23 protein-coding genes are annotated in these 24,305 nt (G+C 71.3%); 14 read left to right on the forward strand and 9 right to left on the reverse strand.

The features are described 5' to 3' along the window. Window positions 1-24 precede the first annotated feature (24 nt). Together ACGFZQ_RS27965 and ACGFZQ_RS27970 are read right to left on the reverse strand one after the other, a co-directional pair. Window positions 25-1,473 (reverse strand): aldehyde dehydrogenase, encoded by a 1,449-nt coding sequence (locus tag ACGFZQ_RS27965; protein ID WP_393842619.1) that lies wholly within the window; start codon window positions 1,471-1,473, stop codon window positions 25-27. A 212-nt stretch (window positions 1,474-1,685) separates the two neighbouring features. Continuing rightward, the gene (locus ACGFZQ_RS27970) at window positions 1,686-2,744 is read right to left on the reverse strand and encodes a TIGR03857 family LLM class F420-dependent oxidoreductase (RefSeq protein ID WP_393842620.1); all 1,059 of its coding nucleotides are present in this window, start codon (window positions 2,742-2,744) and stop codon (window positions 1,686-1,688) included. Window positions 2,745-2,890: 146 nt separating this feature from the next. Here ACGFZQ_RS27970 and ACGFZQ_RS27975 point away from each other — a divergent pair, with 146 nt between their 5' ends. Together ACGFZQ_RS27975 and ACGFZQ_RS27980 are read left to right on the forward strand one after the other, a co-directional pair. Further along, the gene (locus ACGFZQ_RS27975; RefSeq protein ID WP_393842621.1) at window positions 2,891-3,961 is read left to right on the forward strand and encodes a phosphotransferase family protein; all 1,071 of its coding nucleotides are present in this window, start codon (window positions 2,891-2,893) and stop codon (window positions 3,959-3,961) included. A gap of 98 nt (window positions 3,962-4,059) precedes the next feature. Beyond that, window positions 4,060-5,391, forward strand: a complete 1,332-nt coding sequence (locus ACGFZQ_RS27980) for a TetR/AcrR family transcriptional regulator (protein WP_393842622.1) — start codon at window positions 4,060-4,062, stop codon at window positions 5,389-5,391. Between the two features lie 79 nt (window positions 5,392-5,470). Here ACGFZQ_RS27980 and ACGFZQ_RS27985 read toward each other — a convergent pair whose 3' ends face one another. Continuing rightward, window positions 5,471-6,061, reverse strand: a complete 591-nt coding sequence (locus ACGFZQ_RS27985; RefSeq protein WP_393842623.1) for a TetR/AcrR family transcriptional regulator — start codon at window positions 6,059-6,061, stop codon at window positions 5,471-5,473. A gap of 146 nt (window positions 6,062-6,207) precedes the next feature. Here ACGFZQ_RS27985 and ACGFZQ_RS27990 point away from each other — a divergent pair, with 146 nt between their 5' ends. Beyond that, the gene (locus ACGFZQ_RS27990) at window positions 6,208-6,960 is read left to right on the forward strand and encodes an SDR family NAD(P)-dependent oxidoreductase (protein WP_393842624.1); all 753 of its coding nucleotides are present in this window, start codon (window positions 6,208-6,210) and stop codon (window positions 6,958-6,960) included. A gap of 154 nt (window positions 6,961-7,114) precedes the next feature. Here the strand turns inward: ACGFZQ_RS27990 and ACGFZQ_RS27995 are convergent, their stop codons facing one another. From ACGFZQ_RS27995 to ACGFZQ_RS28015, 5 genes are all read right to left on the reverse strand, one after another. Beyond that, on the reverse strand, window positions 7,115-7,636 hold the full coding sequence (locus ACGFZQ_RS27995; RefSeq protein WP_393842625.1) for an aromatic-ring-hydroxylating dioxygenase subunit beta: 522 nt from the start codon (window positions 7,634-7,636) through the stop codon (window positions 7,115-7,117). Next, the gene (locus tag ACGFZQ_RS28000) at window positions 7,633-8,973 is read right to left on the reverse strand and encodes a Rieske 2Fe-2S domain-containing protein (RefSeq protein ID WP_393842626.1); all 1,341 of its coding nucleotides are present in this window, start codon (window positions 8,971-8,973) and stop codon (window positions 7,633-7,635) included. The genes ACGFZQ_RS27995 and ACGFZQ_RS28000 overlap by 4 nt, the downstream gene beginning before the upstream one ends. Then, a complete protein-coding gene (locus ACGFZQ_RS28005) occupies window positions 8,973-9,506 on the reverse strand; it encodes a Zn-ribbon domain-containing OB-fold protein (protein WP_393842627.1) in 534 nt (177 codons plus the stop codon). Before ACGFZQ_RS28005 ends, ACGFZQ_RS28000 begins: the two co-directional genes overlap by 1 nt. Continuing rightward, window positions 9,503-10,672 (reverse strand): thiolase family protein, encoded by a 1,170-nt coding sequence (locus tag ACGFZQ_RS28010; RefSeq protein WP_393842628.1) that lies wholly within the window; start codon window positions 10,670-10,672, stop codon window positions 9,503-9,505. Before ACGFZQ_RS28010 ends, ACGFZQ_RS28005 begins: the two co-directional genes overlap by 4 nt. 190 nt (window positions 10,673-10,862) lie before the next feature. After that, window positions 10,863-11,111: a hypothetical protein gene (locus tag ACGFZQ_RS28015; protein ID WP_393842629.1), complete on the reverse strand. Its 249-nt coding sequence runs from the start codon at window positions 11,109-11,111 to the stop codon at window positions 10,863-10,865. Between the two features lie 212 nt (window positions 11,112-11,323). Between ACGFZQ_RS28015 and ACGFZQ_RS28020 the strand changes: the two genes are divergently transcribed. Genes ACGFZQ_RS28020 through ACGFZQ_RS28060 form a run of 9 tightly spaced genes read left to right on the forward strand, consistent with a single transcriptional unit; the run spans window position 11,324 to window position 20,775 of the window. Beyond that, window positions 11,324-11,872, forward strand: a complete 549-nt coding sequence (locus tag ACGFZQ_RS28020; protein ID WP_393842630.1) for a VOC family protein — start codon at window positions 11,324-11,326, stop codon at window positions 11,870-11,872. Between the two features lie 20 nt (window positions 11,873-11,892). Next, window positions 11,893-12,795, forward strand: a complete 903-nt coding sequence (locus ACGFZQ_RS28025; protein ID WP_393842631.1) for an alpha/beta fold hydrolase — start codon at window positions 11,893-11,895, stop codon at window positions 12,793-12,795. Continuing rightward, complete coding sequence (hpaH, locus tag ACGFZQ_RS28030) at window positions 12,792-13,703, forward strand: 2-oxo-hept-4-ene-1,7-dioate hydratase (protein ID WP_393842632.1); 912 nt, start codon at window positions 12,792-12,794, stop codon at window positions 13,701-13,703. Before ACGFZQ_RS28025 ends, hpaH begins: the two co-directional genes overlap by 4 nt. Beyond that, complete coding sequence (locus tag ACGFZQ_RS28035) at window positions 13,690-14,466, forward strand: aldolase/citrate lyase family protein (RefSeq protein ID WP_393842633.1); 777 nt, start codon at window positions 13,690-13,692, stop codon at window positions 14,464-14,466. Before hpaH ends, ACGFZQ_RS28035 begins: the two co-directional genes overlap by 14 nt. 18 nt (window positions 14,467-14,484) lie before the next feature. Then, window positions 14,485-15,942 (forward strand): aldehyde dehydrogenase, encoded by a 1,458-nt coding sequence (locus ACGFZQ_RS28040; protein WP_393842634.1) that lies wholly within the window; start codon window positions 14,485-14,487, stop codon window positions 15,940-15,942. 19 nt (window positions 15,943-15,961) lie between these two features. Beyond that, window positions 15,962-16,999, forward strand: coding sequence for a DUF2889 domain-containing protein (locus ACGFZQ_RS28045; protein WP_393842635.1), 1,038 nt, complete (start codon window positions 15,962-15,964; stop codon window positions 16,997-16,999). Window positions 17,000-17,009: 10 nt separating this feature from the next. Beyond that, window positions 17,010-18,143, forward strand: a complete 1,134-nt coding sequence (locus ACGFZQ_RS28050; RefSeq protein WP_393842636.1) for an acyl-CoA dehydrogenase family protein — start codon at window positions 17,010-17,012, stop codon at window positions 18,141-18,143. Then, entirely contained in the window at window positions 18,140-19,285 is a 1,146-nt protein-coding gene (locus ACGFZQ_RS28055) for an acetyl-CoA acetyltransferase (protein ID WP_393842637.1), read from the forward strand. Before ACGFZQ_RS28050 ends, ACGFZQ_RS28055 begins: the two co-directional genes overlap by 4 nt. Continuing rightward, window positions 19,282-20,775, forward strand: a complete 1,494-nt coding sequence (locus ACGFZQ_RS28060; protein ID WP_393842638.1) for a class I adenylate-forming enzyme family protein — start codon at window positions 19,282-19,284, stop codon at window positions 20,773-20,775. Before ACGFZQ_RS28055 ends, ACGFZQ_RS28060 begins: the two co-directional genes overlap by 4 nt. A 24-nt stretch (window positions 20,776-20,799) precedes the next feature. Here the strand turns inward: ACGFZQ_RS28060 and ACGFZQ_RS28065 are convergent, their stop codons facing one another. Beyond that, window positions 20,800-21,654, reverse strand: a complete 855-nt coding sequence (locus tag ACGFZQ_RS28065; RefSeq protein ID WP_393842639.1) for a mycofactocin-coupled SDR family oxidoreductase — start codon at window positions 21,652-21,654, stop codon at window positions 20,800-20,802. Window positions 21,655-21,812: 158 nt separating this feature from the next. Between ACGFZQ_RS28065 and ACGFZQ_RS28070 the strand changes: the two genes are divergently transcribed. Then, the gene (locus ACGFZQ_RS28070) at window positions 21,813-23,375 is read left to right on the forward strand and encodes an AMP-binding protein (protein WP_393842640.1); all 1,563 of its coding nucleotides are present in this window, start codon (window positions 21,813-21,815) and stop codon (window positions 23,373-23,375) included. A gap of 145 nt (window positions 23,376-23,520) precedes the next feature. Continuing rightward, window positions 23,521-24,303: an enoyl-CoA hydratase/isomerase family protein gene (locus ACGFZQ_RS28075; protein ID WP_393842641.1), complete on the forward strand. Its 783-nt coding sequence runs from the start codon at window positions 23,521-23,523 to the stop codon at window positions 24,301-24,303. The last annotated feature ends 2 nt before the right edge of the window (window positions 24,304-24,305 follow it).

The raw sequence follows: 24,305 nt of genomic DNA on the forward strand, positions 1-24,305 counted from the left end.
CTCCCGCGTCGCGGACGTGTGCCGTCAGCTGGCGGGAAGCACGATGGACTGGAACTCGGTGTACGCGGAGATGCCCTCGGGCCCGGACTCCCGTCCGATCCCGGACCGCTTGAAGCCCCCGAACGGCGCGCACGCGTCCAGCGGAGCCGAGGAGTTGACGGCGACGACGCCGGTCCGGATACGGGTGGCGACCGCCTCGCCGCGGGCCGGGTCGGCGGTCCACACGGCGCCGGCCAGGCCGTAGTCGGAGTCGTTGGCGAGGTCCACGGCGTCCTGTTCGCCCTCGTACGGCGTGACCGTCAGGACCGGCCCGAAGATCTCCTCGCGCGCGATGACCATCTTGGGGTCGACATCGGCGAAGAGGGTCGGCTCGACGTACCAGCCCCGGTCCAGGCCCTTCGGGCGGCCGCCGCCCACCACCAGACGGGCGCCCTCGTCGCGGCCCGCCGCCAAGTAGCCCTCCACCCGCTCACGCTGACGTGCCGTCACCAGCGGCCCCAGATCGGTGGCCTGGTCGTAGGGATCGCCGACCCGCAGGGCGCCCACCACCTCGGCGAGGGCGCCGACCACCTCGTCGTACCGCTCGCGCGGCACAAGGAGACGGGACAGCGACGCGCAGACCTGGCCGCTGTTCGTCATCGCGCCGCCGACCAGCTGTCCGACGACGGCCGGCGTCAGCTCGACGTCGTCGAGCAGTACCGCGGCGGATTTGCCGCCCAGTTCGAGAGTGCAGCGGCGTACGTCGTTGCCGCACAGCTCGCCGATGCGGCGGCCGACCGCGGTGGAACCGGTGAAGCTCACCTTGTCCACGCCGGGGTGGCGCACCAGATGCTCACCGCCCGCCGCGCCCGACGGGACGATGCTCAGGACCCCTTCGGGTATCCCGGCCTCCAGCGCGGCCTCGGCCAGCAGAAAGGAATGCAGCGGCGTCTCGACCGGCGGCTTCAGGACCACCGTCGCGCCCGCCACCAGGGCCGGGGCGAGCTTGAGTGCGGAGACGAAGAGTGGGGTGTTCCACGGCACGATCGCCGCGACCACGCCCACCGGCACCTGCCGTACCCGTACGGTCGCCCCCCGCGTTCCCTTCCGGGTCTCGGACCACGGGTAGTCGGCGGCGAATCGCGCGTACGCGTCGAAGACGCCCCGCGCGATGCCGACCTGGACGAACGGCGACAGCTTGCGGGGTGTGCCGACCTCGCCGGTGAGAATGTCGGCGAACTCGTCGGCCCGGGCGCGGACCGCCGCGGCGAGCCGGGTCACCGCCTCCGCCCGCTCGGCGGGGGGCAGCGCGGGCCAGGGGCCGGAGTCGAAGGCGGTCCGGGCCGCTGTGACGGCCCGGTCCAGATCGGTGGCCGAGCCGAGAGGGACCCGCCCGATGGGTGTTTCGGTGGCGGGCGAGACCACTTCGATCGTCTCGTCGCTGTCCGGGGCGGTCCAGCGGCCCCCGACGAAGAGAAGTTCGTGGGTGAGCAAGGCAAACCTTTCGGCCGGCGCCGGGGACGGCCCACAGCCGTGTGGCGGCGCGTGCGGGCGGCTGGCAACCGGGAGCTCGAAAGCAGCCGTCAGCCATCCCTTCGTTCATCGATTCTGGCAGTCGTGTCACCAAAAGGCAATCGTCGGTGGCTGCTGTCTCGAACCGTCCTCGAACCGTCCTCGAACCGCCCGCGAACCGCCCTCAGCCGCTGTCAGGCGGCTGCGGTGAAGTGCTGGAGCAGTGGGCCGAGCAGTTCCGGAGTGCTCCCGTGCAGGATCAACTCGTCCGCCCCTGCGTCGAGATAGCCGCGCAGCCGGTCCGCGCAGGCGGCGGCCGGGCCGGCGGCGGCTGCCGTGGCGAGCCACTCGGGCGGCAACGACCCGACCACGTCGAGCAGTTCATGCCGGGTGAAGCGGTTGTCCGCGGCTCCGCGCAGGCCCGCGAGCTTCGGGTGGGTGCGGAGCTTCTCCAGCTCGGCGGTGTCCCAGCCGTTCGCCTCGGCGAGCGTCTCGCCGAAGAAGGGGATCTGGAAATAGGTGACCGCCCGGGCTCCCACGACCGCGTTCTCCTCGTCCTCGGTGAGGTCGGGGGCCGTCACGACCTCGGCGTGGATCCGTACGGCCGCCGGGTCCCGGCCCGCCTCGTCCGCCGCCCTGCGGACCAGGGCCGCCGACCTCGCGACGGCCTCCGGGGTGAGGAACGGATGCAGTATCGCCCCGTCGAAATGGCGCCCCGCCAGGGCGAGCGTCTTCGGCCCGATGGCGGCCAGCAGCACCGGTGGCACCGGCACGTCGGAGGGCAGATCACCCAGCCGCAGATGGGGGAAACGCCCGGCCGGACCGTCGTACGACACCCGCTCGCCCCGGCACAGCCGCCGGAAGATGTCGGCCGAGTCGGTCAGTACGGCGTTGCTCATCCGGGGCAGTCCTGCCGCCTTCCACATGGCGTCGGTCGAGCGCCCGACGCCGAGGGAGAAGCGGCCCCCGGTGAGCGCCTGCAAGGTCATGGCCGTGGAGGCCAGCACCGCGGGGTGGCGGACGAGGAAGTGGGTGATTCCCGAGGCGATCCGGATCCTGTCGGTGGCCTGCCCGATGGCGCCGGCCAGTACTGCCAGGTCCTTGGTGCCCCAGCGCTCGCTGATCCAGACCGTGCCGAGCCCGAGGTGCTCGGCGGTGCGGGCCTCGCCGACGGCCGGGCGGGGGTCCTGGACGCGGCCGGGCAGCACGTAGGCGCCGAGGCGGGCCGGATCAGTTGGGTCAGTGGTCTTCATGGGGAGTGAGTCTGGCATTAGTGTCACCATTTTGGGAGCCCTTCCGGGAGCAGTCCGGGAGAGCGGCCGGGGATCCTGTGTCGGGGACCCGGTCAGACGACGTGCGCCCGGCCGGAGTTCGGAGGCGGGCTCTGAAGGAGGAGCGGATGGCGGTCACCACACGACGGGACCTGGAGGCCACTCGGCGGACACTGGCCGGGTGGCTGTCCGTGCGGCTCGGGGCCGGGGCGGTGGACGTCCGGGAACTGGTGCTGCCGAAGGCGGGATTCTCCAACGAGACCGCGTACTTCGACGCGGTCTGGACCGGCCCGGACGGTGTGTCGCGCGAACACGGCTTCGTCCTGCGCATCGAGCCCACCGGCCATCAGCTCTTCGTCACACCCGACGCCTTCTTCCAGGCCAGGATGATGCGGGCACTGGCCCGACACTCGTCCGTGCCGGTGCCGCGCGTGTGGTTCGCGGAGCAGGACGTGTCGCTCCTCGGCGCCCCGTTCTACGTCATGGACAAAGTGGCCGGCCGTATCCCCTCCGACGTGCCGAGCTGGCACAAACGCGGCTGGACGGTGGACCTGACCCCGCAGGAACGCGGGCGGCTCTACGACGAGGGGCTGGCCCAGCTGGCCGCGCTGCACCGGATCGACTGGCGCGAGGGCTTCACCTTCCTCGCCCCGTCCGGCTCGCCTTCCGGGACCGCCCTGGAGGCCTACCTCGTACGTCTCGGCCAGTGGTACGAGTGGTGCGCCGACAGCCGTCATCGCGACGCCGAGGTGATCGACCGGGCGTGGGAACACGTGCGGCGGCACCGGCCGAGGGACGCCGCCGCCTGCGTGGTGTGGGGAGACGCCCGCGTCGGCAACATGATCTTCGGGGAGGATCTGTCGGTGGCGGCGCTACTGGACTGGGAGACGGCCACCGTGGGGCCGCCCGGGATCGACCTGGGGTGGTGGCTGATGTTCGAGGAGTTCCTGTGCGAGGCGCAGGGGCTGACCCGGCTCGACGGGGTCCCGGACCGGGACGCGACCGTGGCGCGCTACGAGGAACTCAGCGGTCGTCCCGCCTCCCATGTCGCGTACTACGAGATCGTCGCCGGGCTGGTACTCGCCCTGATCAACGGCCGGCTGGCGGATCTCCTCGTCGCGAGCGGCAAGGTCGGCGAGGACGTGGCGGGCGAGTATGTCACCCGGGTCACGTCCATGCTGGCCAGGCGACTGGGGTGAAAAACGAGTCTGTCAGCTCCGGGGCGTCTGACTGTCGCGTCACGGTACGCTGGCGGCGGCACACAGCGAACGCGTAGAGAGAAGCGAGGGAGTCCACCATGACCGGTGACGCAGTCACCCGGCGCGCGAGCTACGGACCGAAGAGTCCGGTGGTCGGCGAGCGGGGAACGCGCACCCGCCGACAGATCGTGGACGTCACGCTCGACCTGTTCGCCACCTGGGGGTTCCACGCGACGTCGGTGGACGACATCGCCCGGGCCGCGGGCATCTCCCGGGCGACGCTCTACCAGTACTTCGAGAGCAAGGACCAGATCTTCGTCGAGCTGATGGAGGAGTGCGGTTCGGCGCTGCTGCGGGTGGTCCGGCGGCTCGGGCCGCTGGGCCCGACGGCCGAGGGCTTCGACAACCTCCACTGGTGGCTCGGCGAGTGGGCCTGGGTCTACGACAAGTACGCCACCATGTTCGTCCAGTGGGCCCACATCGACTCCTCCGAGGCGGCCCTCGGTGAGATGGTCACCCGCTTCTCCGACGCCTACGCCGACCGGATCTCGGTCCGGCTGGAGTCCTCCGGCGTCCGTACCGCCGACCTGCGCAACACCTCGTCGGCGCTGGCGGCCCTCGTCCACCGGGTGAACTACCTCCGGCACGTGGGGGAGAACCGCGGCCTGACCGACGAGATGGTCGTGGACAGCCTCGCGGTCGTCGTCCAGCTCGCTCTCTTCCCCGGGACCCCGGCCGAGATCCTGGCCGCCCACGGACTGCAGGCCTCCGACACGGACCTGCGCTCGCTGGGGCGCCCGCCGAAACACCCGGTGCCCACTGCCGGCCGCTTCGACCACCTCAGCGTCCGCGCCCGCCGCACCGTCGACCATCTGCTGGACGCGGCCTCCCGCGCATTCGCCGCCCGCGGCTACAGCAGCGCGAACATCGATGTCGTCGTCACCGAGGCAGGCGTCGCCCGCGGCACCTTCTACAAGTACTTCCAGGACAAGCTGGACCTGCTCACGGCACTGTCCGAGGAGGCCACCGGACAACTGGGCGAGTCGGCCGAGCGATTCGCCGACATCCGTCCCGGAGAGGGTGCCGCGAACCAACTCCGCTCCTGGCTGGCGGAGTTCCTGCCGATCGAACAGCGTTACGCGGGCGTGCTCCGTGCCTGGGTCGAGCGGCAGCCGGACGACCCCACCGTTCGGGCGCTCGGCTACCAGGTGGGCGCCAGCCTGGTCGACGCCCTGGGAGCGGTGCTGGCCCAGGTCAAGCGCGCGTACCCGCTCAGCCCCGAGGTCGCCGCGCTCGTCCTGATCGCGTTGCTGGAGCGGGTCCCCGACGAGCTGGCGGCAGGGAGCCGTCCGGCGAGCGGCGAGGCGATCGTCGAGACCCTCGCGGAGTTCATCGAGCGGGGGCTGCTGGCCGGGGAGCCGATGGCTTAGTTGTTGGCTCCGGAAGTCCTTCAGAGGTTGACCAGGCCGCGAGGACGACGGAGGACCTTCCGCTCCGGTCCGGACATGCCTATGGCCGGGGCAGGACAGCCAAGGCTGTTTCGGCCATCGCGCGCAGCGAGTCGGGGCTGCTTCCGCCTTTGCCCAATGCTTCCATCCCGCGCAGCACGGCCAGCAGGAGTCCGGCAAGGCGAGTGGGGTCCTCGTCCTGCTTGATGTCGCCCGCCCGCTGCGCTCCCGCGATGCAGGAAGTGAGCAGTTCCTCGATGGCCGCGAACGTCCGGCGGGCCGTCGCTGCGACGGCCGGATCTCGCTCCGACAGCTCGGCGGTGCCCTTGGCGAGCAAGCAGCCGCGCCGACAGACGTCCGAAGCGGTGGCGTCTGCCACTGCCAGTACGTGAGCGTGCAGCCGTTCACAGGCGCCGGCGTCGGGGCCGTCGAGCGCCTGGCGCACGGCCTCGATCAGTTCGGCGCAATGGTCGTCGAAGGTGCGCAGGAACAGTTGGTGCTTGTCGCCGAAGGCGCCGTAGAGGCTGCCCTTGCCCAGACCGGTGGCCGCGGCGATGTCGTCCACCCTCGCCGCCGCGTAACCGGTGGACCAGAACTGGTCCCTGGCGGCGCGCAGGACGTCGCCTTCGTCGAAGCTTCGGGATCGTGCCATGGCTCCACCATACGCGTTCTTGACTGTCTCGTCCAGAATCGACTATGTTTCTGGACGAGGCAGTCAAGAATGGTCGGCTGCCCGTCAGGCCGTGCCACGGCTACGCGCAGCGTGAACGGCATAGTGATCTCGAAAGGATGGGTGCCATGCGCCCCATGAACGGAAAGACAGCCCTGGTCACCGGTGCCTCCAGCGGTATCGGACGGGCGATCGCGAAGCGCTTTGCCGATGACGGCGCCCGCGTCTACCTGACCGGTCGGCGCAAGGACGAACTCGAAGCCGCAGCCGAGGACGTCGGCCCCGACGCGGTCGCCGTGCCGTGCGACGTCTCGCGGGCCGCCGACCTCGACCGAGTCATGGACGTCATCCGCGGCGACGGACGGCAGCTCGACGCCGTCGTGGCCAATGCCGGCGCGGGCGACGGGGCTCTTCTCGCGGACGTCACGGAGGAGCAGTTCGACTTCGTCTTCGGTGTGAACACCAAGGGCAGCCTGCTGACCGTGCAGAAGTCGCTGCCCCTGCTCGCCCGGCCCGCGTCGGTGATCCTGCTGGCGTCCTCCACCATTCACCAGGGCGCCGACAGGATGGGCGTCTACGCCGCGTCCAAGGCAGCCGTGCGCAGCCTGGGCCGGACCTGGGCCGCGGAGCTGGCCCCACGCGGCGTGCGCGTCAACGTCATCACGCCCGGCCCCATCGCCACCCCCGCGATCGAACGCCTGGCCGGCGTGCTCGGCCAGAGCACTGAGGACTTCCACGGCGCGCTGGCCTCGCAGCTTCCGCTGCAGCGCATGGGCCGCCCCGAGGAGGTCGCAGCGCTGGCCGCATTCCTTGCCGGGCCGGAGAGTTCGTTCATCACCGGTGCCGAGCACTTCGTCGACGGCGGACAGATCCAGGTCTGACCACCGTGAGGGGATGCCGCCCGCCACGACCGCATGCGTCCGGGGAGGAACGGCCCCGAGCGGGCCGTGTCCTGTGTTCATCGGCCTCCCGTCCTCGGCCGCGATCGGATGAGGCCGTCCGGGCTCAGCCGGGGGCATCCGGGTTCAGCCGGGGTCAGATGAGAAACGCCAGCGTCGGCACGGCACCATGGCCGTTCACCAGGTGCACGGTTTTCTCCACCAGGCGTGGTCCATCCGGGCCCGTGCGGATCCGGTGGACGTACCGGCCGGCCCAGACCGTCAGCTCGTGGCGGTACTCGTGGAGCGCGAAGTTGGAGCCGATGGTCACCAAGTCGCCTTCGTGCGCGAGCACTTCCAGGTTGGACACCGTGCGCCGCATCCGCGACGGCGGGGTCTGCGCGTGCCGGGAACCGGTGTTGAGCTGGGCGATCCGGCTGCGCAGCCGGCGCCGGTTGTCGTAGATGTACGACAGGTTCCGCTGGGGGTCGTCGCCCTCGCGCATGGGGACCCAGTAACAGGCGTCGTCGTCCCACAGGGCCTCCCACTCCGAGTACCGCGACTCGTCGGCGAGGCGGGCCTCCAGGTAGATGAAGGCGGCCAGTTCGGGATCGACAGGCGTGAAGGCGGGCCGGACCGCCCCGCTCGCCTCGGCGCCGGTGTTCGCCACGGTGGTCATGCGGACGCTCCCATCACTCGGGCCCACTCGCGCCAGAAGCCGCGCTGCGGGGTCTCGGAGCTCTTGTCGTAGTTGACGGTTCCGGTCTCGTTGTCCAGGTCGCTCTCCAGGCCGCGGCTGAGCTCCAGCCACTCGGGTCCGCGGGCCGCGAGACCGCGCTGGTTGCGGAAGCCGATCTCGCCGTCGTCCGCGATCAGGAACCCGGCCGGGCCCATCGCGCCCTCGGTGCGGCGCAGTATCTTGCTGTTCAGCTCCGGGGCGCCCTTGAGGAGGGCCGGGGTGGTGTAGGCGATGGTGCGGTCGGCGGCCAGCAGGTCCACCGTCATGATGTTCATCTCGGCCAGGAAGAGGTTCGGGAAGATCAGGGTGTGCGGCGGGCCGACCACCAGGGAGTGGTGAGTGCGCTCGGGGCCGTACGCCGCCTCCATCGCGGACACGTAGGCGGGCAGCTTCTCTCGGGGGCTGCGGCCGAACCAGACGAACTCCTCGTCCAGCTTCTCGTACTCCTCGCTGTAGTCGATCTCGGAGTGGCCGCCGCCGAGGTCGCGTACCAGGACCTTCACCTTCGCGGGCTGGTGCGAGACCTTGGCCGGACGCACCGCGTCGTAGACCGACTTGTGGGTGAACAGCGCGTGGTAGCCATCGACGTTGTTCTCCATCACCATCTTCCAGTTGCAGTGCTGGAAGTGCTTCATGTGCCCGGCGCCGAGCTGGAGTTCACCGGCGGGGGACAGGGCGAGGAGCCGGTCGATGGCGCCGGTGGCCCGCCCCAGGTGCTCCAGCAGGGAGATGCCGGTGGGAGCGAGGGAGGCGAAGACGAAGCCCCGGTAGGTGTCCACACGGGCGGCGGGGGTGAGGCCGAGTTCGCCGCGCAGCGAGTCGTAGCGGTCCGCGTAGCCGTTCTTCATCGGTACGGCGACCAGCGGCCCCTCGTTGCTGAACGTCCAGCCGTGGTACGGGCACCGGAAGGAGGTGGCGTTGCCCTGGTCGGCGTTGCAGAGGCGGTTGCCGCGGTGGGGGCAGCGGTTCGCGAGGGCCCGGACCTGGCCGTCCTTGCCACGGGCGACGACGACCGGCTCCTGACCGATCAGGCGGGTGACGTAGTCGCCGGGTTCGGGGACCTCGCTGTCGTGGGCCACATAGACCCACCCCTTGCGGAAGATCTGCTCCAGTTCGCGGCGGAAGATCTCCGGTGAGGTGTAGACGGAGCCGTGGACGCGGTCGGGGCGCACCAGGGCGTCCGCGTCGAACGTTCCGGTGGACCCGGTGGACCCGGTGGACCCGGTGGACCCGGTGGTTTCGGCGGTTTCGGCGGGCGGGTTGTCGAGGGTGGTCATCAGGTGGTCTCCGGGTTGTCGGGCTCGGCGGGCACACCTGCGTCGGGTGCGCCGTCTCCGGTGGTCGGGGCCACCGCCGGGAGGACGGTGCCGCCCACGGTGCGGAAGCCGATACGGACGGGGTCCGCGATCGCCGGCGGTACGTCCACCGGTCCCTCGGTGGTCAGCACGAGGCGGTGCCCGCTGGCCAGTTCGGTATCGATCACGTGGTACGGGCGGTCGGACGGCCGGGTCAGCCGCGGCTCGCGGCGGTGCACGGTGGTCACGGCGTGGACCACACCCGCCGGCTCCACCTGCCGCCAGACGACGGAGCCGGACGCGCACCGGTCGCAGAGGTCCTGGCCGAGTTCGAGGGTCGCACCGCAGCCGCCGCAGAACGGCAGGGCCAGTACGTCCCGGGCGGCGGCCTCGTACAGCGGGGCGAGCGTGCCCGTCACGGCGGGGGCGAGCTCGTCGGCGACCAGCCAGTCCGACGTCTCCGGGCCGGATGCGGAGGTGATCGGCTCGGGCGCCTCGGATATCTCGGATGTCACAGCGGCTCCCGGTCGAGTACGAGGAAGGCGTGGTGGTCGACGCGGCCGCCGATGCCCGCCACGAAGGCGGTGGCCGCCCGGGGGACCTGCCGGTCGCCTCCGGTGCCGCGCAGCTGGACGACGGCCTCGGCGAGCGGCGTCATGCCCTGGAGGTAGAAGCCCGCCAGCTGTCCGCCGCCCGTGTTGACCGGCAGCTCGCCCCCGGGCCCCAGAGCGCCGGAGCGGGCCAGCTTCCCGGCGTGCCCCGGCTCGCAGAACCCGTACGCCTCCAGCAGGCACAGGGTGACGACGCTGAACGGGTCGTACAGCTCCAGAACGTCGACGTCCCAGCGCCGTCGGCCCGCCATGGCGAGGGCGCGGTCGGCAGCCGCCCGGAGGGCCGAGGGATCCTGGTCGAACCAGGACTCCGCCCCGGCGCGCCGGCGCCGCATGGAGTGGTGCTGCGCCATGCCGCGCACATGGACGGGCGGTGGGGCGCCGCTGTCCCGGCCGGGTGTGCCGACGACCAGGGCCACGGCGCCGTTCACCGGCCGTGCGCAGTCGTACAGTCGCAGGGGGGTGGAGACCATCCGGCTCGCGAAGTAGTCGTCGGCGGTCAGCGGGGTGCGGGCGACGGCGAGCGGATTGCCCGCCGCCCAGTCGCGTGCGGTGCGGGCCACCGCGCACAGGTCCTCCTCCGAGCCGCCGGTGAGCGCCAGGTAGCGGGAGGCCAGCAGCGCGTACGTGGGGACGGAACCGAGCACGCCCGAGGCGCGTTCGAGGCCGCGCACTCCCTCGGTGCCGCCGCTGTGCGCGTATGTGGAACCGGAACCGCCGCCGGCCCGCAGCGGCGCGTCGGCGAAGACGCACACGACGGTGCGGGCGAGACCGGCCCGTAGCGCGAGCACGGCTCGCTGGATCAGCGCGGCGGCCGTGGCCCCCTTGATCTCGACGTGTTCAAGGAGTGCGAGATCGCCGAAGCCGCCCTGGCGGGCCAGGGACACGCCCACCCGGTCCGGGCGTACGCCCTGGCTGGAGCCGACGAGGAGTCCGTCCACGTCCGCGCGGGTCAGCCCGGCGTCGGCCAGGGCGGCGGACACGGCCCGGTGCGCCAGTTCGCGGGCGGTACCGCCGGGCCGCAGGGACATCTCGGTCATGCCGAGGCCGACGATGGCCGGGTACGTCATGCGTCCTCCCTGAGACGTGCCACCAGCCGTTGGCGACTCACGCGCGGTCGTGTCACGCGTGCTCGTGTCACGCGCGGTCGTGTCACGCGTGCTCGTGTCACGCGCGGTCGTGTCACGCGTGCTCGTGTCACGCGTGCTCGTGTCACGCGTGGTCGTGTCACGCGTGCTCGTGTCACGCGTGGTCGTGTCCTCACGCGACGGCGTCCGACCGGTACTGGCCCACGCGCAGCCAGTCGGCCCGGTCCGGCTCAGTCACCTGGCAGAAGCTGGCGAGCTCCAGCGGATCGATGTGGATCGCGTCTCCGGTCTCCAGGTCCTCGACACGGAGCCGGGGGGTGTGACCGCGGTGGTCCACCGACAGCCGGACCGATGCGAACTCATTTGTCAGAACTGCATTGAGTTGCGGGAGGCCGTCCCGGTGTCCATCACTGCTCGGCATGGGGCTCCATCTGTACGGCGACCGGGACCATATCTTGGTGATCCAGCGCGCCTTCCGGGTTTCCAGCAGAATAGGGCCGGTGCGCTCGCGGGTGCTAGATCTAGACGACATTGATGTCAGATACTATCGTCCTGACCACTCAACTGGGGCCCGTGCGGGAGGCACCCCACCGCACCACGCCCCAGGTCATACGAGGTCATCAAGGGAGGACCATGAACACTCCGCCGCCTGCACAGCTCACCCACCTGGGGCTCTATGTCGACGACATGGACGCCATGGTCGGCTTCTACACCGAGCTCATGGGGATGGCGGTGAGCGACAGCGGGGAGTTCCTCGGCCGCCGCCTGACCTTCCTGAGCCGCAAGGCCGACGAACACCACCAACTGGTCCTGGTGACCGGCCGAGAGGCACCGCGGGGGACCGTGCTGCTCAGTCAGCTGTCCTTCCGCCTTGACGACGACGATCTCGGCTCGCTGCGCTGGTTCCACCGGCGGGCGCTCGAACTCGGCGCGGCCGGCATGGAGGGCCGTAACCACGGCAACAGCTGGAGCATCTACTTCGAGGACCCGGAGGGAAACCGGCTGGAGCTGTACACCCCCACGCCCTGGTACGTCAGCCAGCCCTGGCGGGTCGCGCTCGACCTCGACCGGAGCGACGAGGAGATCCGCGCGGAGACCGAGAAGCTCATCGGGGAGACCGGCACCGCCAAGCCCGTCGAGGTCTGGCAGCAGGAACTGGCCGCCCGGCTGGCCGCACAGTGATCCCGGGAGAGGGCGCCGCGATGACCGACAGGGAAACCGGACCGTACAAGGAGCCCGACCGGTACGCCGACTACCGGAGCATCTGGACCGAGCTGCGCGAGGTGCCGTTCCGGCAGGCGTGGACGGATGTCGAGGGCGTCTCGACACGCTACGTCGAGGCGGGAGACCCGGACGCCCCCGCCCTGGTCATGCTGCACGGCACCGGCGGCCACTGGGAGACCTGGGCCTCGAACCTCGGCCCGCTCTCCCGGCACTTCCGCTGCGTGGCGCTCGACATGGTGGGCAACGGCTTCTCCGACAAACCCGACTACGACTACGAGATCGACGTGTACGTCCGCCACGTCACCGGTCTCCTGGACCAACTGGGCATCGAGAAAGCCGCGTTGGCGGGCACCTCCCTCGGTTCCTGGGTCGCCGCACGCCTCGCGCTCACCCACCCGGAGCGCGTCGACGGGCTCATCCTGTGCTCCCCGGCCGGTCTCGTAGGCACCGCGAGCAACATGGCGCGCATCCGGGCCGAGCGCACCCGTGCCGTGGACGACCCCACCTGGGAGTCCATCAGGGCCATGTTCGTCAATCTCATGGCCGAGGAGCGCAACCGCATCCCGGACGTGATCGCCCTGCGCCAGGCCATCTACCGGCTCCCGGAGACGAAGGCCGTCATCGACCACGTACTCATCCTCCAGGATCAGGGCGTACGGCAGCGTAACCTGCTCACCGAGGAGGAGTGGTCCGCCCTCAAGGCACCCGCCCTGGTCGTGGCCTCCGGCGAACGCAACGAGTACCGCAGCACGGCCTACCGCGTGGCCGAACTCATCCCCGGCGCACGCCTGTTGGAGATGCCGCACGTCCGCCACTGGCCGCACTTCGAAGACCCGGCGACCTTCAACACGGTCGCCCTCGACTTCCTGCTGAGCCGATGACGGTGCCGACGACCACGGCCGCGGACCGCCCCACCGCCGACAATCTTCGCGACGCTGCCGACCGGCTGTACGAGGCCGAACGCTCCCGGACACCGATCCGCCAACTCTCCCTCCAGTACCCGGAGATGACGATCGAGGACGCGTACGCGGTCCAGCGCACGCTCGTCGACCGCAAGCTCGCCGAGGGCCGCCGTCTCATCGGACGCAAGATCGGACTGACCTCGCGGGCCATGCAGCAGGCCGTCTCGATCACCGAACCCGACTACGGCGCTCTCTTCGACGACATGCTCTTCGCGGACGGCTCCGACGTCCCCGTCGACCGGTTCGTCCGGCCCCGGGTCGAGGTCGAGCTGGCCTTCGTCCTCGGTGAGAGCCTGCGCGGCCCCGGCTGCACCCTCCTCGACGTACTGCGGGCGACGGAGTTCGTCACCCCGGCCCTCGAAATCCTCGACGCCCGCGTCCAGATGAGCGATCCGGGCACCGGTCATCTGCGCACCATCGTGGACACCATCGCCGACAACGCCGCCGACGCCGGGCTGGTGCTCGGCGGCCGGCCAGTACATCCGCTCGACGTCGACCTGCGCTGGGCTTCTGCCCTGCTGTATCGCAACGGCTCCATCGAGGAGTCCGGGGTCGCCGCGGCCGTACTGAACAACCCCGCCAACGGAGTGGCCTGGCTGGCCAACAAGCTCGCTCCGCACGACGTGGCGCTGGAAGCGGGCCAGATCATCCTCGCCGGTTCCTTCACCCGGCCGGTCCACGCCTACGACGGCGACACCTTCCAGGCCGACTACGGGCCGCTCGGCACGATCACCTGCCGGTTCCTCGGCACGGAGAGCACGGAGAGCACTCAGAGCAAGGAGAGCGCGGAGAACAAGGGGAGCGGGGAGAGTCATGCCGGCACCTGACAGCGACGGCTTCGGACGCCAACTCGCCTCCGGGCGGCCGCAGATCGGCATGTGGGTCGCCTCCGGCAGCCCCTACAACGCCGAGATCTGCGCGGGCGGCGGACTCGACTGGCTGCTCATCGACATGGAACACGCGCCGAACGACCCGCAGTCGGTGCTCGCCCAGCTCCAGGCAGTGGCCCCCTATCCGGTCGAGCCGGTCGTGCGCCCCGCGTCCGCCGACCCCGTACTGATCAAGCGGCTCCTCGACATCGGCGTACGCAACCTCCTGGTCCCCATGGTGGATTCGGCGCAGGAGGCCGAGGAGGTGGTCCGGGCGACCCGCTACCCGCCCGACGGGATCCGCGGCGTGGGCAGCGCCTTCGCCCGCGCCTCACGCTGGAACCGGGTGCCCGGATACCTTCAGAAGGCGGACGACGGCATCACCGTCCTGGTCCAGGCCGAATCCGCCCACGCGATCGACCACTTGGAGAAGATCGCGGCTGTCGACGGCGTGGACGGCGTCTTCATCGGGCCTGCCGACCTCGCCGCATCGCTCGGTCACCTCGGCAACCCCGACCACCCGGACGTGCTGAGCCGCATCGAACAGGGCATCGCCGCCATCCTCGGGCAGGGCAAGGCCGCCGGAATCAACGCCTTCGCCGAGCCCGCCGCCCGCCGCTATCTGCGACGTGGCTGCTCCTTCGTCCTCGTCGGGGCCGACGTGACCCTGCTCGCCCGGGGCACTGAGGAACTCGCCGCCCGCTACCGCACCGATACCTGAAGTCCGCTGGGGAGAGACGTGGAAGCCATCGCCATGACCATCGGCGCCGAGCAGCGCCCGGGCCGTACGACGTTCGACTCCGTCGACCCCTACCGGGGCGACCCCTGGGCGAAGGTGGCCGAGGCGACCCGGCAGGACGTCGACGATGCGGTGGCCGCGGCCCGCGCCGCCTTCGACGGGCCCTGGGGCGCACTGTCCGGCGCCGAACGCGCGCGGCTGCTGCGCCGCCTGGGCCAGGAGATCGAGGCGGCGGCCGACGAACTGGCCCTGGCCGAGACCCGCGACAACGGGAAACTACTGCGCGAGATGGACGGCCAGGTGCGCTCGCTGCCCGCCTGGTACGAGTACTACGCCGGGTTCGCCGACAAGATCGAGGGCCGGGTCGTCGACACCGGCCGCCCCGACTTCTTCGGCTACGTCAGCCGGGAACCCGTGGGCGTCGTGGCCGCCGTACTGCCGTGGAACTCGCCCCTGCTGCTGCTCACCTTCAAGCTCGCGCCCGCGCTGGCGGCCGGCTGCACGGTGGTGGCCAAGCCGTCCGAGCACGCCCCCGTCTCCATCCTCAAGTTCGCCGAGCTGTTCGAACGCGCGGGCTTCCCGCCGGGAGTGTTCAACACGGTCAGCGGCGCTTCCGGGGAGGTGGGGGAGTGGCTGGTCGGGCACCCCGGAGTAGACCGGGTCTCCTTCACCGGCTCCGAGACCACCGGCGCCGCCGTGGCCGCGGCAGCCGCTTCCCATCTGGTCCCCGCCACCCTGGAGTTGGGCGGCAAGTCGGCGAACATCGTCTTCCCGGACGCCGACCTGGAAGCCGCCGCCAACGGACTGGTCGCCGGGATCTTCGCTGCCGCCGGGCAGACCTGCATCGCCGGCTCCCGGGCGCTGATCCACGCGGACGTCTTCGACGAGGTGGTCGACCGGGTCGCCGGGCGTGCCGAGTCCATCGTCATGGGAGACCCCACCGAGAGCGCCACCGAGATGGGCCCCATCTGCTTCCCCGGCCAGCTGGAGAAGATCCGGCACTACGTCGACACCGCGCGCAAGGAAGGGGCCCTCATCCGCGCCGGCGGAGGCGACGGCGGGCACGGCGGCCTGTTCTTCCAGCCCACCCTCATCACCGGCCTGCCCCACGACTCGGTCGTGTGCCGCGAGGAGATCTTCGGCCCTGTCCTCACCGCCGTGCCCTTCGGCGACGAGGACGAGGCGGTACGGCTGGCCAACGACTCCCGCTACGGACTGGCCGCCGGCATCTGGACCGCCGACGTGCGGCGGGTCTTCCGGATGACCCGCGCGCTGAAGGTCGGCACGGTGTGGGTCAACGCGTATCGCACGCTCAACTACACAATGCCCTTCGGCGGCGTCAAGAACAGCGGATTCGGGCGCGAGAACGGCACCGAGGGACTCGGCGAGTACCTGGAAGAGAAGGCCGTCTGGATCGAGACCACCGGCCGCACCCGCGATCCCTTCGTGCTCGGCTGAGGAGAAGAGGAGGCAGGAGATGACCACGGACCGACGCCCTCCGCACCCCGGACACGGCCCGCACCACCCGACCACCCACACCCCGCCGCGCCGCCGCGGCTCACTGCGGCGCACCAGCAGCATCGACATGCTGCGCCCGGAGGGCGTCGACGGCGAACTGATCCTCTCCGGCCGGGCCCGTGACCTGCTCACCGCCCCGGACGGCCGGGCGACCGTCCTCGCGGAGGCCGCCGTGCACGCCCGGGTCGACTACGCCGGGAACTTCGCGCTCACCGAGATCCGGACCTCTCCCGAACTCCCGGGCGCGCAGGAACTGTTGGGAGCCTCGGTCTCCGCCGGATTCCGCTCCCGAGTGGGCCGCGCGCTCCCCGAGGAGCGCGCGCGGGGCACCCTGACGCACCTGCTGCTCGACGACCTGCCGGGTGCCGCCCTGGTCAGCGGGTACGCGGTCGGCGCCGGGAACGAACGGATCAGCAAACGGGACACCGGTCCGTACGCGCTGCAGCGGGCGGATGTCTGCTCCGGCTGGCGCTCGGACGGGACGATGCTGCTGGAGATCGCCCGCACCGGAACCATGCCGACGGTCCAGGGACCCCTGGCACCCGTCCTGGAACGGGACGATCCCTGGTCCTGGCACGACCTCGGCCCGCTGCCGGCCCACGGCATGCGGCGACGGCGGCGCCTGGACCTGATCGACGGCCGGCCGCTCGACCTCGACGTGTTCTACCGGGACACCCATATGAGCCCGGACGGCGTGGAGACGGTCATCCACGACTACGCGGTGAACGGCCTGATCGACCCCGCCACGCTGGAGATCCTCGCACTGCGGGCCGAGCCCCGGGCCCTGCCGTGGACCGAGTGCCCGGCCGCGGCGGCGGGCGCCGGCCGGCTCGTCGGCCGCACCGTCGAGGGCCTGCGCCGCTGGGTACGCGCCGAACTCACCGGCACGAGCACCTGCACCCACCTGAACGACGCCCTGCGGTCGGTCGAGGACGTGGACACGCTGGCCCGGATCCTGGCCAACGCCACCACCACTGCCGCCGGCACGGACAACTGAGAGGACGAGCATGGATCTCCTTCCCACCGCCGACCAGGAGGCCGTCGTCGCCTCCGCGGCCGAGTTCCTGGCCAAGGAGATGCCGATCTCCGCACTCCGTGAACGCGCCGGTGAGGCCGAGGCGTTCGACCGGACCGCGTGGCAGCGGGCCGCCCGCCTGGGCTGGTTCGGGCTCGGACTCCCGGAGGAACAAGGCGGCGTCGGGTACACGGCGGCCGAGGAGGCCCTGCTCTTCCGCGAGATCGGGCGCCACCTCGCGCCCGGCCCCTTCGTCGCCACGGTGCTCGGCGCCCATATCGCCGCCGCGGCGGGGCGGGACGATCTCGTCGAGGCCATCACCTCCGGGGAGATCGTGGTCGGCACCGCCCAGCGACGGGTCGGGGCGCGCGCCGCCACAGGCTCCGAGGGCTCGGGAGGCCCGGAGTTGGTGTCCGGCGACTTCGATCTGATCGACACGGCGGGCGCCGTGCTGGTCGCCGTCGTCGAGCCGCACGGCGCCGCGCTGCTGGAGACGGCCGCCTTCGGCATACCCCGGCAGCTGCCGCCGATCGACCCCGGCATACGACTGGCCACGGCCTCCGTGCACCGGCAGCCCGCTCTCGTCTCGGTCGGCCGCGACCGGGAACCCGCCTTCCTGCGCGGTTCGGTCCTCGTCGCGGCACTGCAGACCGGCATCGCGGAAGCCGCCCGTGACCTCGCCGTCGAACACGCCAAGAACCGCGTCCAGTTCGGCCGCCCCATCGGCGTGAACCAGGCAGTGAAACACCGCTGCGCCGACATGGCCGTACGCGCCGAGGCAGCCAGGGCCCAACTCCTCTTCGCCGCCCTCGCGCTGGCCGAGAACCGTCCGGACGCCGAGTTCCACGCCGCCGCCGCGCGCACCGTGAGCGCCGACGCGGCCATCCGCAACAGCTCCGAGAACATCCAGATCCACGGCGGCATGGGCTACACCCACGAACACGACGCCCAGCTGTACGTGAAGCGCGCCCGGGTCCTTGACCAGTTGCTGGTCTCGCCCCGCGAGACCCTCCACCTGATCAGCAGCCTGTCGGCGTCGGCCGTACGCGCGGAGGCCACGGAGCCGGCTGCCTCGGCTTCGAGTGCCGAGCCGTCCGCGCCGACCCCCGCCGGAGCCGCCCGATGAGCCGTCGCGCCGTCATCGCGGGCGTCGCCCTGTCCGACGTCGGCCGGGTCGACCACGCGACGCCGTACGCCCTGGCCGCGCAGGCCGCCCGCCGCGCCCTCGCGGACGCCGGTCTCCGTCCCTCGGACGTGGACGGTCTGGGCTCCACCTCGCTCGGCACCCTGCCTCCCGTTGACATGGCGGAGTATCTGGGCCTGCGCCCGCGCTGGATCGACTCCACCTCGGTGGGCGGCGCCTCCTGGGAGGTGATGGCCGCCCACGCCGCCGACGCCGTCGCCGCCGGACACGCCGACGTGGTCCTGCTGACCTACGGCTCGACGGCCCGCTCCGACCTGCGCCGGGGACTGCGCACCGCCAGCCTCGACTGGGGCTCGCGCGGGCCCCAGCAGTGGGAGGCCCCGTACGGGCACACGCTCATCTCCAAGTACGCCATGGCCGCGCGCCGCCATATGCACGAATTCGGCACCACCATCGAGCAGTTGGCCGAGATCGCGGTCTCCGCGCGGGCCAACGCGGCCGCCAACCCCGAGGCGTCCTTCCGCGCCCCCATCACCGTGGACGACGTGTTGTCGGGGCCGGTGATCGCCGATCCGTTCACCAAGCTCCAGTGCTGTATCCGTTCCGACGGCGGTGCGGCGGCCGTGATCGTCGCCGAGGACCGGGCCGCCGACCTGCCCAAGGCCCCTGTCCACATCCTGGGCACCGGCGAGTACGTCAGCCACATGGCGACCAGCCAATGGCCCGACTTCACCACGGGACCGGCCGCCGTGTCGGGGCCGCTCGCCTTCGAACGCGCCGGGGTGCGGCCCCAGGACATCGACGTGTGCGAGCTGTACGACGCGTTCACGTACATGCTCCTCATCACCCTTGAGGACCTCGGCTTCTGCCCCAAAGGCGAGGCGGGGGCCTTCGTTGAGAAGGGCCGGCTGAGGAACGGCGGCGAGTTGCCCACCAACACCGACGGCGGTGGACTGTCCGCCTGCCACCCCGGGCAGCGCGGCCTGTTCCTCATCGTCGAGGCGGTACGCCAGTTGCGCGGGGAGTGCGGTGAACGGCAGGTGCCCGACGCCGAGTTGGCCTGCGTGAGCGGCACCGGCGGCTGGTTCTGCTCCAGCGGCACCCTGATCCTGGGGCGTACATGAGCGTCGAGACCCTGGCCGACGCACTGGACGTGGCGGTGCTCGAACACAGCGACCACGATGCCTATGTCGAGGGCCCGCTCCGCCTCACCTTCGCGGAATGGGGGCGGGCCGCCGACGGGCTCGCCGCCGTACTCGCCGACCGCGGGGTGCGGCAGGGCGACGTGGTCGCGCTCATGCTCCCCTCGTCCATCGACTACGCGATCTGCTACGCCGCCGCCGCGCTGCTGGGCGCCGTGACCACCGGGCTGAACACCCGCCTCGGACCGGACGAGACCGGCTCGGTCATCGCCCAGTGCCGGCCCGCCCTGGTCATCCGCGACACGGACCTGGAGCTGCCGCCCCTTCCGCACGGCACCCCGGTCCTGGCCCGGCGCGAACTCGCCACCTGCTACCGGCAACCCGGCCTCGGCCGACGTCGTCGCCCGCGCGGCAGCGCCACCGACCCCGCCGCGATCATCTGGACCAGCGGGACCACCGGAGTCCCCAAAGGCGCCTGGTTCGACCACCGGGGACTCGCCGCCGCGCGGATCACCGGAGGGGTCCTGACGGCCCGGCACGACCGGCGGCTGACCGGCACCCCGTTCCCGCACGCCGGTTACATGGCCAAGCTCTGGGACCAGCTCGCCACCGGCTCCACGATCGTGGTCAGCCCCTCCCCGTGGCGGGCGTACGACATGCTTCGTCAGCTGATCGACGAGGACATCACCGTCGCGGGCGGCGTCCCTACCCAGTGGGCCAAGCTGCTCGAAGTGCCCGGGATCGACCGGGTACGGCTGCCCCGGCTGCGCCTCGGGGTGTCCGCCACGGCCCCCGCCCCGCCGGAGCTCGTCGAGCGGGTCGCCCGGACCCTCGGCTGCCCGCTCGTCGTCCGGTACGCGATGACGGAGTCGCCGAGCATCACGGGCACCGACCCGGCGGACCCGCCCGAGGTGCAGTACCGCACCGTGGGGCGACCGCAGAGCGGCGTCGAGATCGCCATCCGCGACGAGGACGGCAAGCCCCTGCCGGACGGTGAGGTGGGGCGCATCCACCTCAGGAGCCCCTGCGCGATGCGCGGTTACTGGAACGCGCCCGAACTCACCGCCGCCGCCCTGGACCCCGACGGCTGGCTGACCACCGGCGACCTCGGCCACCTCACCCCCGACGGAAACGTGACGCTGGCGGGCCGCGCCGGTGACCTCTACATCCGCGGCGGCTACAACGTCTACCCCATGGAGGTCGAGCACGTACTCGCCGGCCATCCGGCGGTCGACAGGGTCGCTGTCGTGGGCGCCACCGCACCGGTCATCGGCGAGATCGGGGTCGCCTTCGTCGTGCCCGCCGACCCGGCCCGCCCGCCGACGCTCGACGAACTGCGGGCCCTGGTCCGGGGCAGGCTGGCCGACTACAAGGCGCCCGACCGGCTGGAGGTCGTGACGGAACTGCCGCTCACACCCTTGTTGAAGACCGACAAGAGGGCACTGCGGGCCCGGGCCGAGGGGCAGTTGTGAGACGCGAGCCACCGTGCCCCGGCGTCACTGCCTCCAGGGCTGGACCTTGATGACGGCTCCGGCGTCGACCTTCAGCTGGAGGCCGGTGACATAGCGGGACTCGTCCGAGGCGAGGAAGAGCACCGCGTGGCTGACGTCGAGCGGCTCGACGTACGGAATCGGCATGGCCTGCATGGCGTGGAACGCGGGCTCGGCGTCCTCGCGGGTGGGCTGGTCGAGGTCCGGCCGGAACATGCGGTACATCGGGTCGCTCTGCAGCATGTCCGTGTTGCAGTTGGCCGGGTGCACGGCGTTGGCCCGGATCGACCGGGGGGCGAGTTGCACGGCGAGATCGTTGATGTACTGGGCGACCACCCGCTTGGCCAGGCCGTAGCCGGCGCCGCCGGGGCCACCCGCGTCCGTGTCGGTGGTGCCCGGCAGGAACGCGGCCACGGAACCGGTGGCGATGACCGAGGCACCGGCCCTGAGGTACGGCAGCGCGGCATGCACCGTGTTGAGGGTGCCGCCGAGGTTGATGTCCACCACGTCGGCGAACGCCTGCACCGGGCCCGGACCGAGCGGCGCGATCCCGGCGTTGGCGACCACGATGTGCAGGCCGCCGAGCTCGGACACGGCCTCGGCCACCAGCGCGCGCAGCCCTGCCGGGTCCCGCACGTCGGCCTGGCGGGCGATCACGCGCCGTCCCGCCTTCTCCACCTGGCGGGCCGTCTCCGCCAGGTCATCGGGAGTGGCCAGCGGATATCCGTTGCTCGCCACGTCCGCGCAGGCGTCCACGGCGATGATGTCGGCACCCTCCTCGGCGAGGCGCACCGCGTGGCTGCGGCCCTGCCCACGCGCGGCACCGGTGATGAGCGCGACTTTTCCTTCGACCCTGCCCATGTTCTCTTCCTCTCGCGACGCTCGGTCATGCGGAGTGCGTACGTACCATCGCGCCGGTCTGACGGCTTCGTCAATAATCTGTTCCGCATTCATGCTTGACGGAGCGATGTCGACTCGGAGAGCCTCGGTAGATCTGACGGCGGCGTAACTTATGGGAGGTGACCCGAGTGATCGAGGCGGATCAGTTGTGGGAGCTGGTGTCACGTCGGGCCGAGGCCACGCCGGACAAGGTGTTCGCGGTGGACGAGTACGGTGGCTCGCTCACCTTCGGCGGGCTCCGCGGCGAGGCCGAGCGGGTGGCCGCGGGACTGGCCGCCCGAGGTGTGGCGGAAGGCGTCGTCGTCTCCTGGCAGTTGCCCACCAGGCTGTCCTCGTTCGTCCTCATGGTGGCGCTGAGCCGGCTCGGGGCGGTCCAGAACCCCCTCGTGCCCATCCTGCGCAGACGAGAGGTCGAGTTCGTCTGCCGTCAGGCGCGGCCCTCGCTGCTGATCGTGCCCCGGGTGTTCCGTGGCTTCGACCACGAGGCGATGGCCCGTGGCATCGCGGCCGGGCAGCCGGGCCTCGACGTACTGGTCGCGGACGACGGTCTCCCGACCGCTGATCCGGCCCTGTTGCCGCCCCCGGTGGAGGCAGCGCCGAGCGAGGCGGCCGGACCGGTGCGCTGGTACTTCTACACCTCCGGCACCACCGCCGACCCCAAGGGCGTCAAGCACCGCGACGCCACGATCATGGCGGCTGCCCGCACCATGGACAGCGCGCTGCGCCTGGAGTTCGGTGACGTCGTCGGCTTCCTCATTCCCGCTGCCCACATCGCGGGCCCCGTGCACCTGATGTCCGCGCTGCGTACCGGCGCCGAGCTGGTCATCGCGGAGACCTTCGACCCCGCCCGGGAGATCGAGCGCCAGCGTGCACGCGGGGTGACCCATGTCGGCTCGGGAGTCCCCTTCATCCGGGCCTACCTGGCCCATCAGCGGGCCCACCCGGAGCAGGCGCCCCTGTTTCCCGACGCCAAGGCCTTCCTGAGCGGCGGGTCCGCCAAGTCCGCGGCACTGCACGAGGAGGTGCGGCGCGAGCTGGGCGGGATCGGCGTCCTCGCGGGCTACGGGCTGACCGAGTGCCCCATGCTCGCCTGGGGCTCACTGGCCGACGACGACGAGCATCTCGCCCATTCCGAGGGGCGCGGCGGGGCGGGCGTGGAGGTGGTGATCGTCACCGCGGAGGGACGGCGCGCGGAGCCCGGCGAGGAGGGTGAAGTGCGGGTACGCGGACCGCAGTTGATGGACGGATACGTCGATCCGGCGCTGGCGGCCGGCGCCTTCGACGCCGAGGGCCTGTTGCGCACCGGCGATCTGGGGCGGGTCGACAAGCAGGGGCATCTCACCATCACGGGGCGCCTCAAGGACGTGATCATCCGCAACATGGAGAACATCTCGGCGCAGGAGGTCGAGAACGCCCTCGCCACTGATCGCCGAGTGGCCGATGTGGCGGTCCTGGGGATGCCCGACGCGCGGACGGGCGAACGGGTCTGCGCGGTCGTCGTACCCGCGGATCCGGGTCTGCCGCCCACGCTGGCCGAGCTGTGCGAGCGCCTCCTGGCGACCGGCATGTCCCGGCGGAAACTGCCCGAGCAGCTGGAGATCGTCGGCGAGGTTCCGCGTAACGCGCTGGGCAAGGTGATCAGGGCCGAGCTGCGGAAGAGCCTACTGTCCCTGGCGGATTGATTCCCTGCCTCTCTCGTCAGATTGATGCTCAACAACCGCTTAGAGGTGCTATCTCAATCGGCATTTTGAGTGACACTATCGTCAGATAGAGTTAGGGTGGGGTTGCCGCGAAACCGCGGCACCACCGCTGTCCCTGTGGAGCCGCATGACCAGCCCCGGACCGTACGAGACCATCCTCTTCGACCTGCGGGATCACGTCGCGACGGTGACCTTGAACCGGCCCGAGAGCCTCAACGCGTTCAACGAGCGCATGACCGACGAGATGGCCGACGTCTGGCGCCGGATCAGGGAGGACGACGCGGTGCACGCCGTCGTCCTGCGGGCGGCCGGTGACCGCGCCTTCTGTACCGGCATGGATGTCCGCGAAGGCCCTTGGTGGACCGACCGCGGCTTCTGGTCGCAGGAGGACCCCGGCACCCGCCTCGGGCCCAAGCAACAGAAAGTCTGGAAGCCGGTCGTCGCCGCCGTCCACGGCATGGCCGCGGGCGGCGCCATGTACTTCCTCAACGAGGCCGACATCGTCATCTGCTCCGACGACGCCACCTTCTTCGACCCGCACGCCAGCGGGGGCATCGTCTCCGCCCTCGAACCGATCGGGATGCTTCAACGCGGTGTGCCCCTCGGTGACGTACTGCGCTGGGCGCTGTCCGGCAACGAGGAGCGGCTGACCGCCGACACGGCCCTGCGCCTTGGCCTGGTCACCGAGATCGTCCCCCGCGAGGACCTCTGGGATCACGCCGCGCGGCTCGCGGACGAGATCGCCGGGCGCCGCCCCGAGGCCATCCAGGGCACGGTCCGAGCCATCTGGGAATCCCTCGACCAGCCGACCTCGGTGGCCCTGCGCAACGGGCTCGTCTATCCGCGCATCGGCAATCCAGGAGGCGGGCCACGCCACAACGGCCGCAGGACCGAGCCCCGGCTGCGCTGAGC

It is taken from the genome of Streptomyces sp. NPDC048254 (assembly GCF_043201895.1).
Taxonomy (GTDB): domain Bacteria; phylum Actinomycetota; class Actinomycetes; order Streptomycetales; family Streptomycetaceae; genus Streptomyces.

What these genes read in the sequence shown, in the direction of transcription:
- ACGFZQ_RS27970 (WP_393842620.1), bottom strand. Translation starts at nt 2,744, where the DNA reads ATGAAGACCACTGACCCAACTGATCCGGCCCGCCTCGGCGCCTACGTG.
- ACGFZQ_RS27975 (WP_393842621.1), top strand. Translation starts at nt 2,891, where the DNA reads ATGGCGGTCACCACACGACGGGACCTGGAGGCCACTCGGCGGACACTG.
- ACGFZQ_RS27980 (WP_393842622.1), top strand. Translation starts at nt 4,060, where the DNA reads ATGACCGGTGACGCAGTCACCCGGCGCGCGAGCTACGGACCGAAGAGT.
- ACGFZQ_RS27985 (WP_393842623.1), bottom strand. Translation starts at nt 6,061, where the DNA reads ATGGCACGATCCCGAAGCTTCGACGAAGGCGACGTCCTGCGCGCCGCC.
- ACGFZQ_RS27990 (WP_393842624.1), top strand. Translation starts at nt 6,208, where the DNA reads ATGCGCCCCATGAACGGAAAGACAGCCCTGGTCACCGGTGCCTCCAGC.
- ACGFZQ_RS27995 (WP_393842625.1), bottom strand. Translation starts at nt 7,636, where the DNA reads ATGACCACCGTGGCGAACACCGGCGCCGAGGCGAGCGGGGCGGTCCGG.
- ACGFZQ_RS28000 (WP_393842626.1), bottom strand. Translation starts at nt 8,973, where the DNA reads ATGACCACCCTCGACAACCCGCCCGCCGAAACCGCCGAAACCACCGGG.
- ACGFZQ_RS28010 (WP_393842628.1), bottom strand. Translation starts at nt 10,672, where the DNA reads ATGACGTACCCGGCCATCGTCGGCCTCGGCATGACCGAGATGTCCCTG.
- ACGFZQ_RS28015 (WP_393842629.1), bottom strand. Translation starts at nt 11,111, where the DNA reads ATGCCGAGCAGTGATGGACACCGGGACGGCCTCCCGCAACTCAATGCA.
- ACGFZQ_RS28020 (WP_393842630.1), top strand. Translation starts at nt 11,324, where the DNA reads ATGAACACTCCGCCGCCTGCACAGCTCACCCACCTGGGGCTCTATGTC.
- ACGFZQ_RS28025 (WP_393842631.1), top strand. Translation starts at nt 11,893, where the DNA reads ATGACCGACAGGGAAACCGGACCGTACAAGGAGCCCGACCGGTACGCC.
- hpaH (WP_393842632.1), top strand. Translation starts at nt 12,792, where the DNA reads ATGACGGTGCCGACGACCACGGCCGCGGACCGCCCCACCGCCGACAAT.
- ACGFZQ_RS28035 (WP_393842633.1), top strand. Translation starts at nt 13,690, where the DNA reads ATGCCGGCACCTGACAGCGACGGCTTCGGACGCCAACTCGCCTCCGGG.
- ACGFZQ_RS28045 (WP_393842635.1), top strand. Translation starts at nt 15,962, where the DNA reads ATGACCACGGACCGACGCCCTCCGCACCCCGGACACGGCCCGCACCAC.
- ACGFZQ_RS28050 (WP_393842636.1), top strand. Translation starts at nt 17,010, where the DNA reads ATGGATCTCCTTCCCACCGCCGACCAGGAGGCCGTCGTCGCCTCCGCG.
- ACGFZQ_RS28055 (WP_393842637.1), top strand. Translation starts at nt 18,140, where the DNA reads ATGAGCCGTCGCGCCGTCATCGCGGGCGTCGCCCTGTCCGACGTCGGC.
- ACGFZQ_RS28060 (WP_393842638.1), top strand. Translation starts at nt 19,282, where the DNA reads ATGAGCGTCGAGACCCTGGCCGACGCACTGGACGTGGCGGTGCTCGAA.
- ACGFZQ_RS28065 (WP_393842639.1), bottom strand. Translation starts at nt 21,654, where the DNA reads ATGGGCAGGGTCGAAGGAAAAGTCGCGCTCATCACCGGTGCCGCGCGT.
- ACGFZQ_RS28075 (WP_393842641.1), top strand. Translation starts at nt 23,521, where the DNA reads ATGACCAGCCCCGGACCGTACGAGACCATCCTCTTCGACCTGCGGGAT.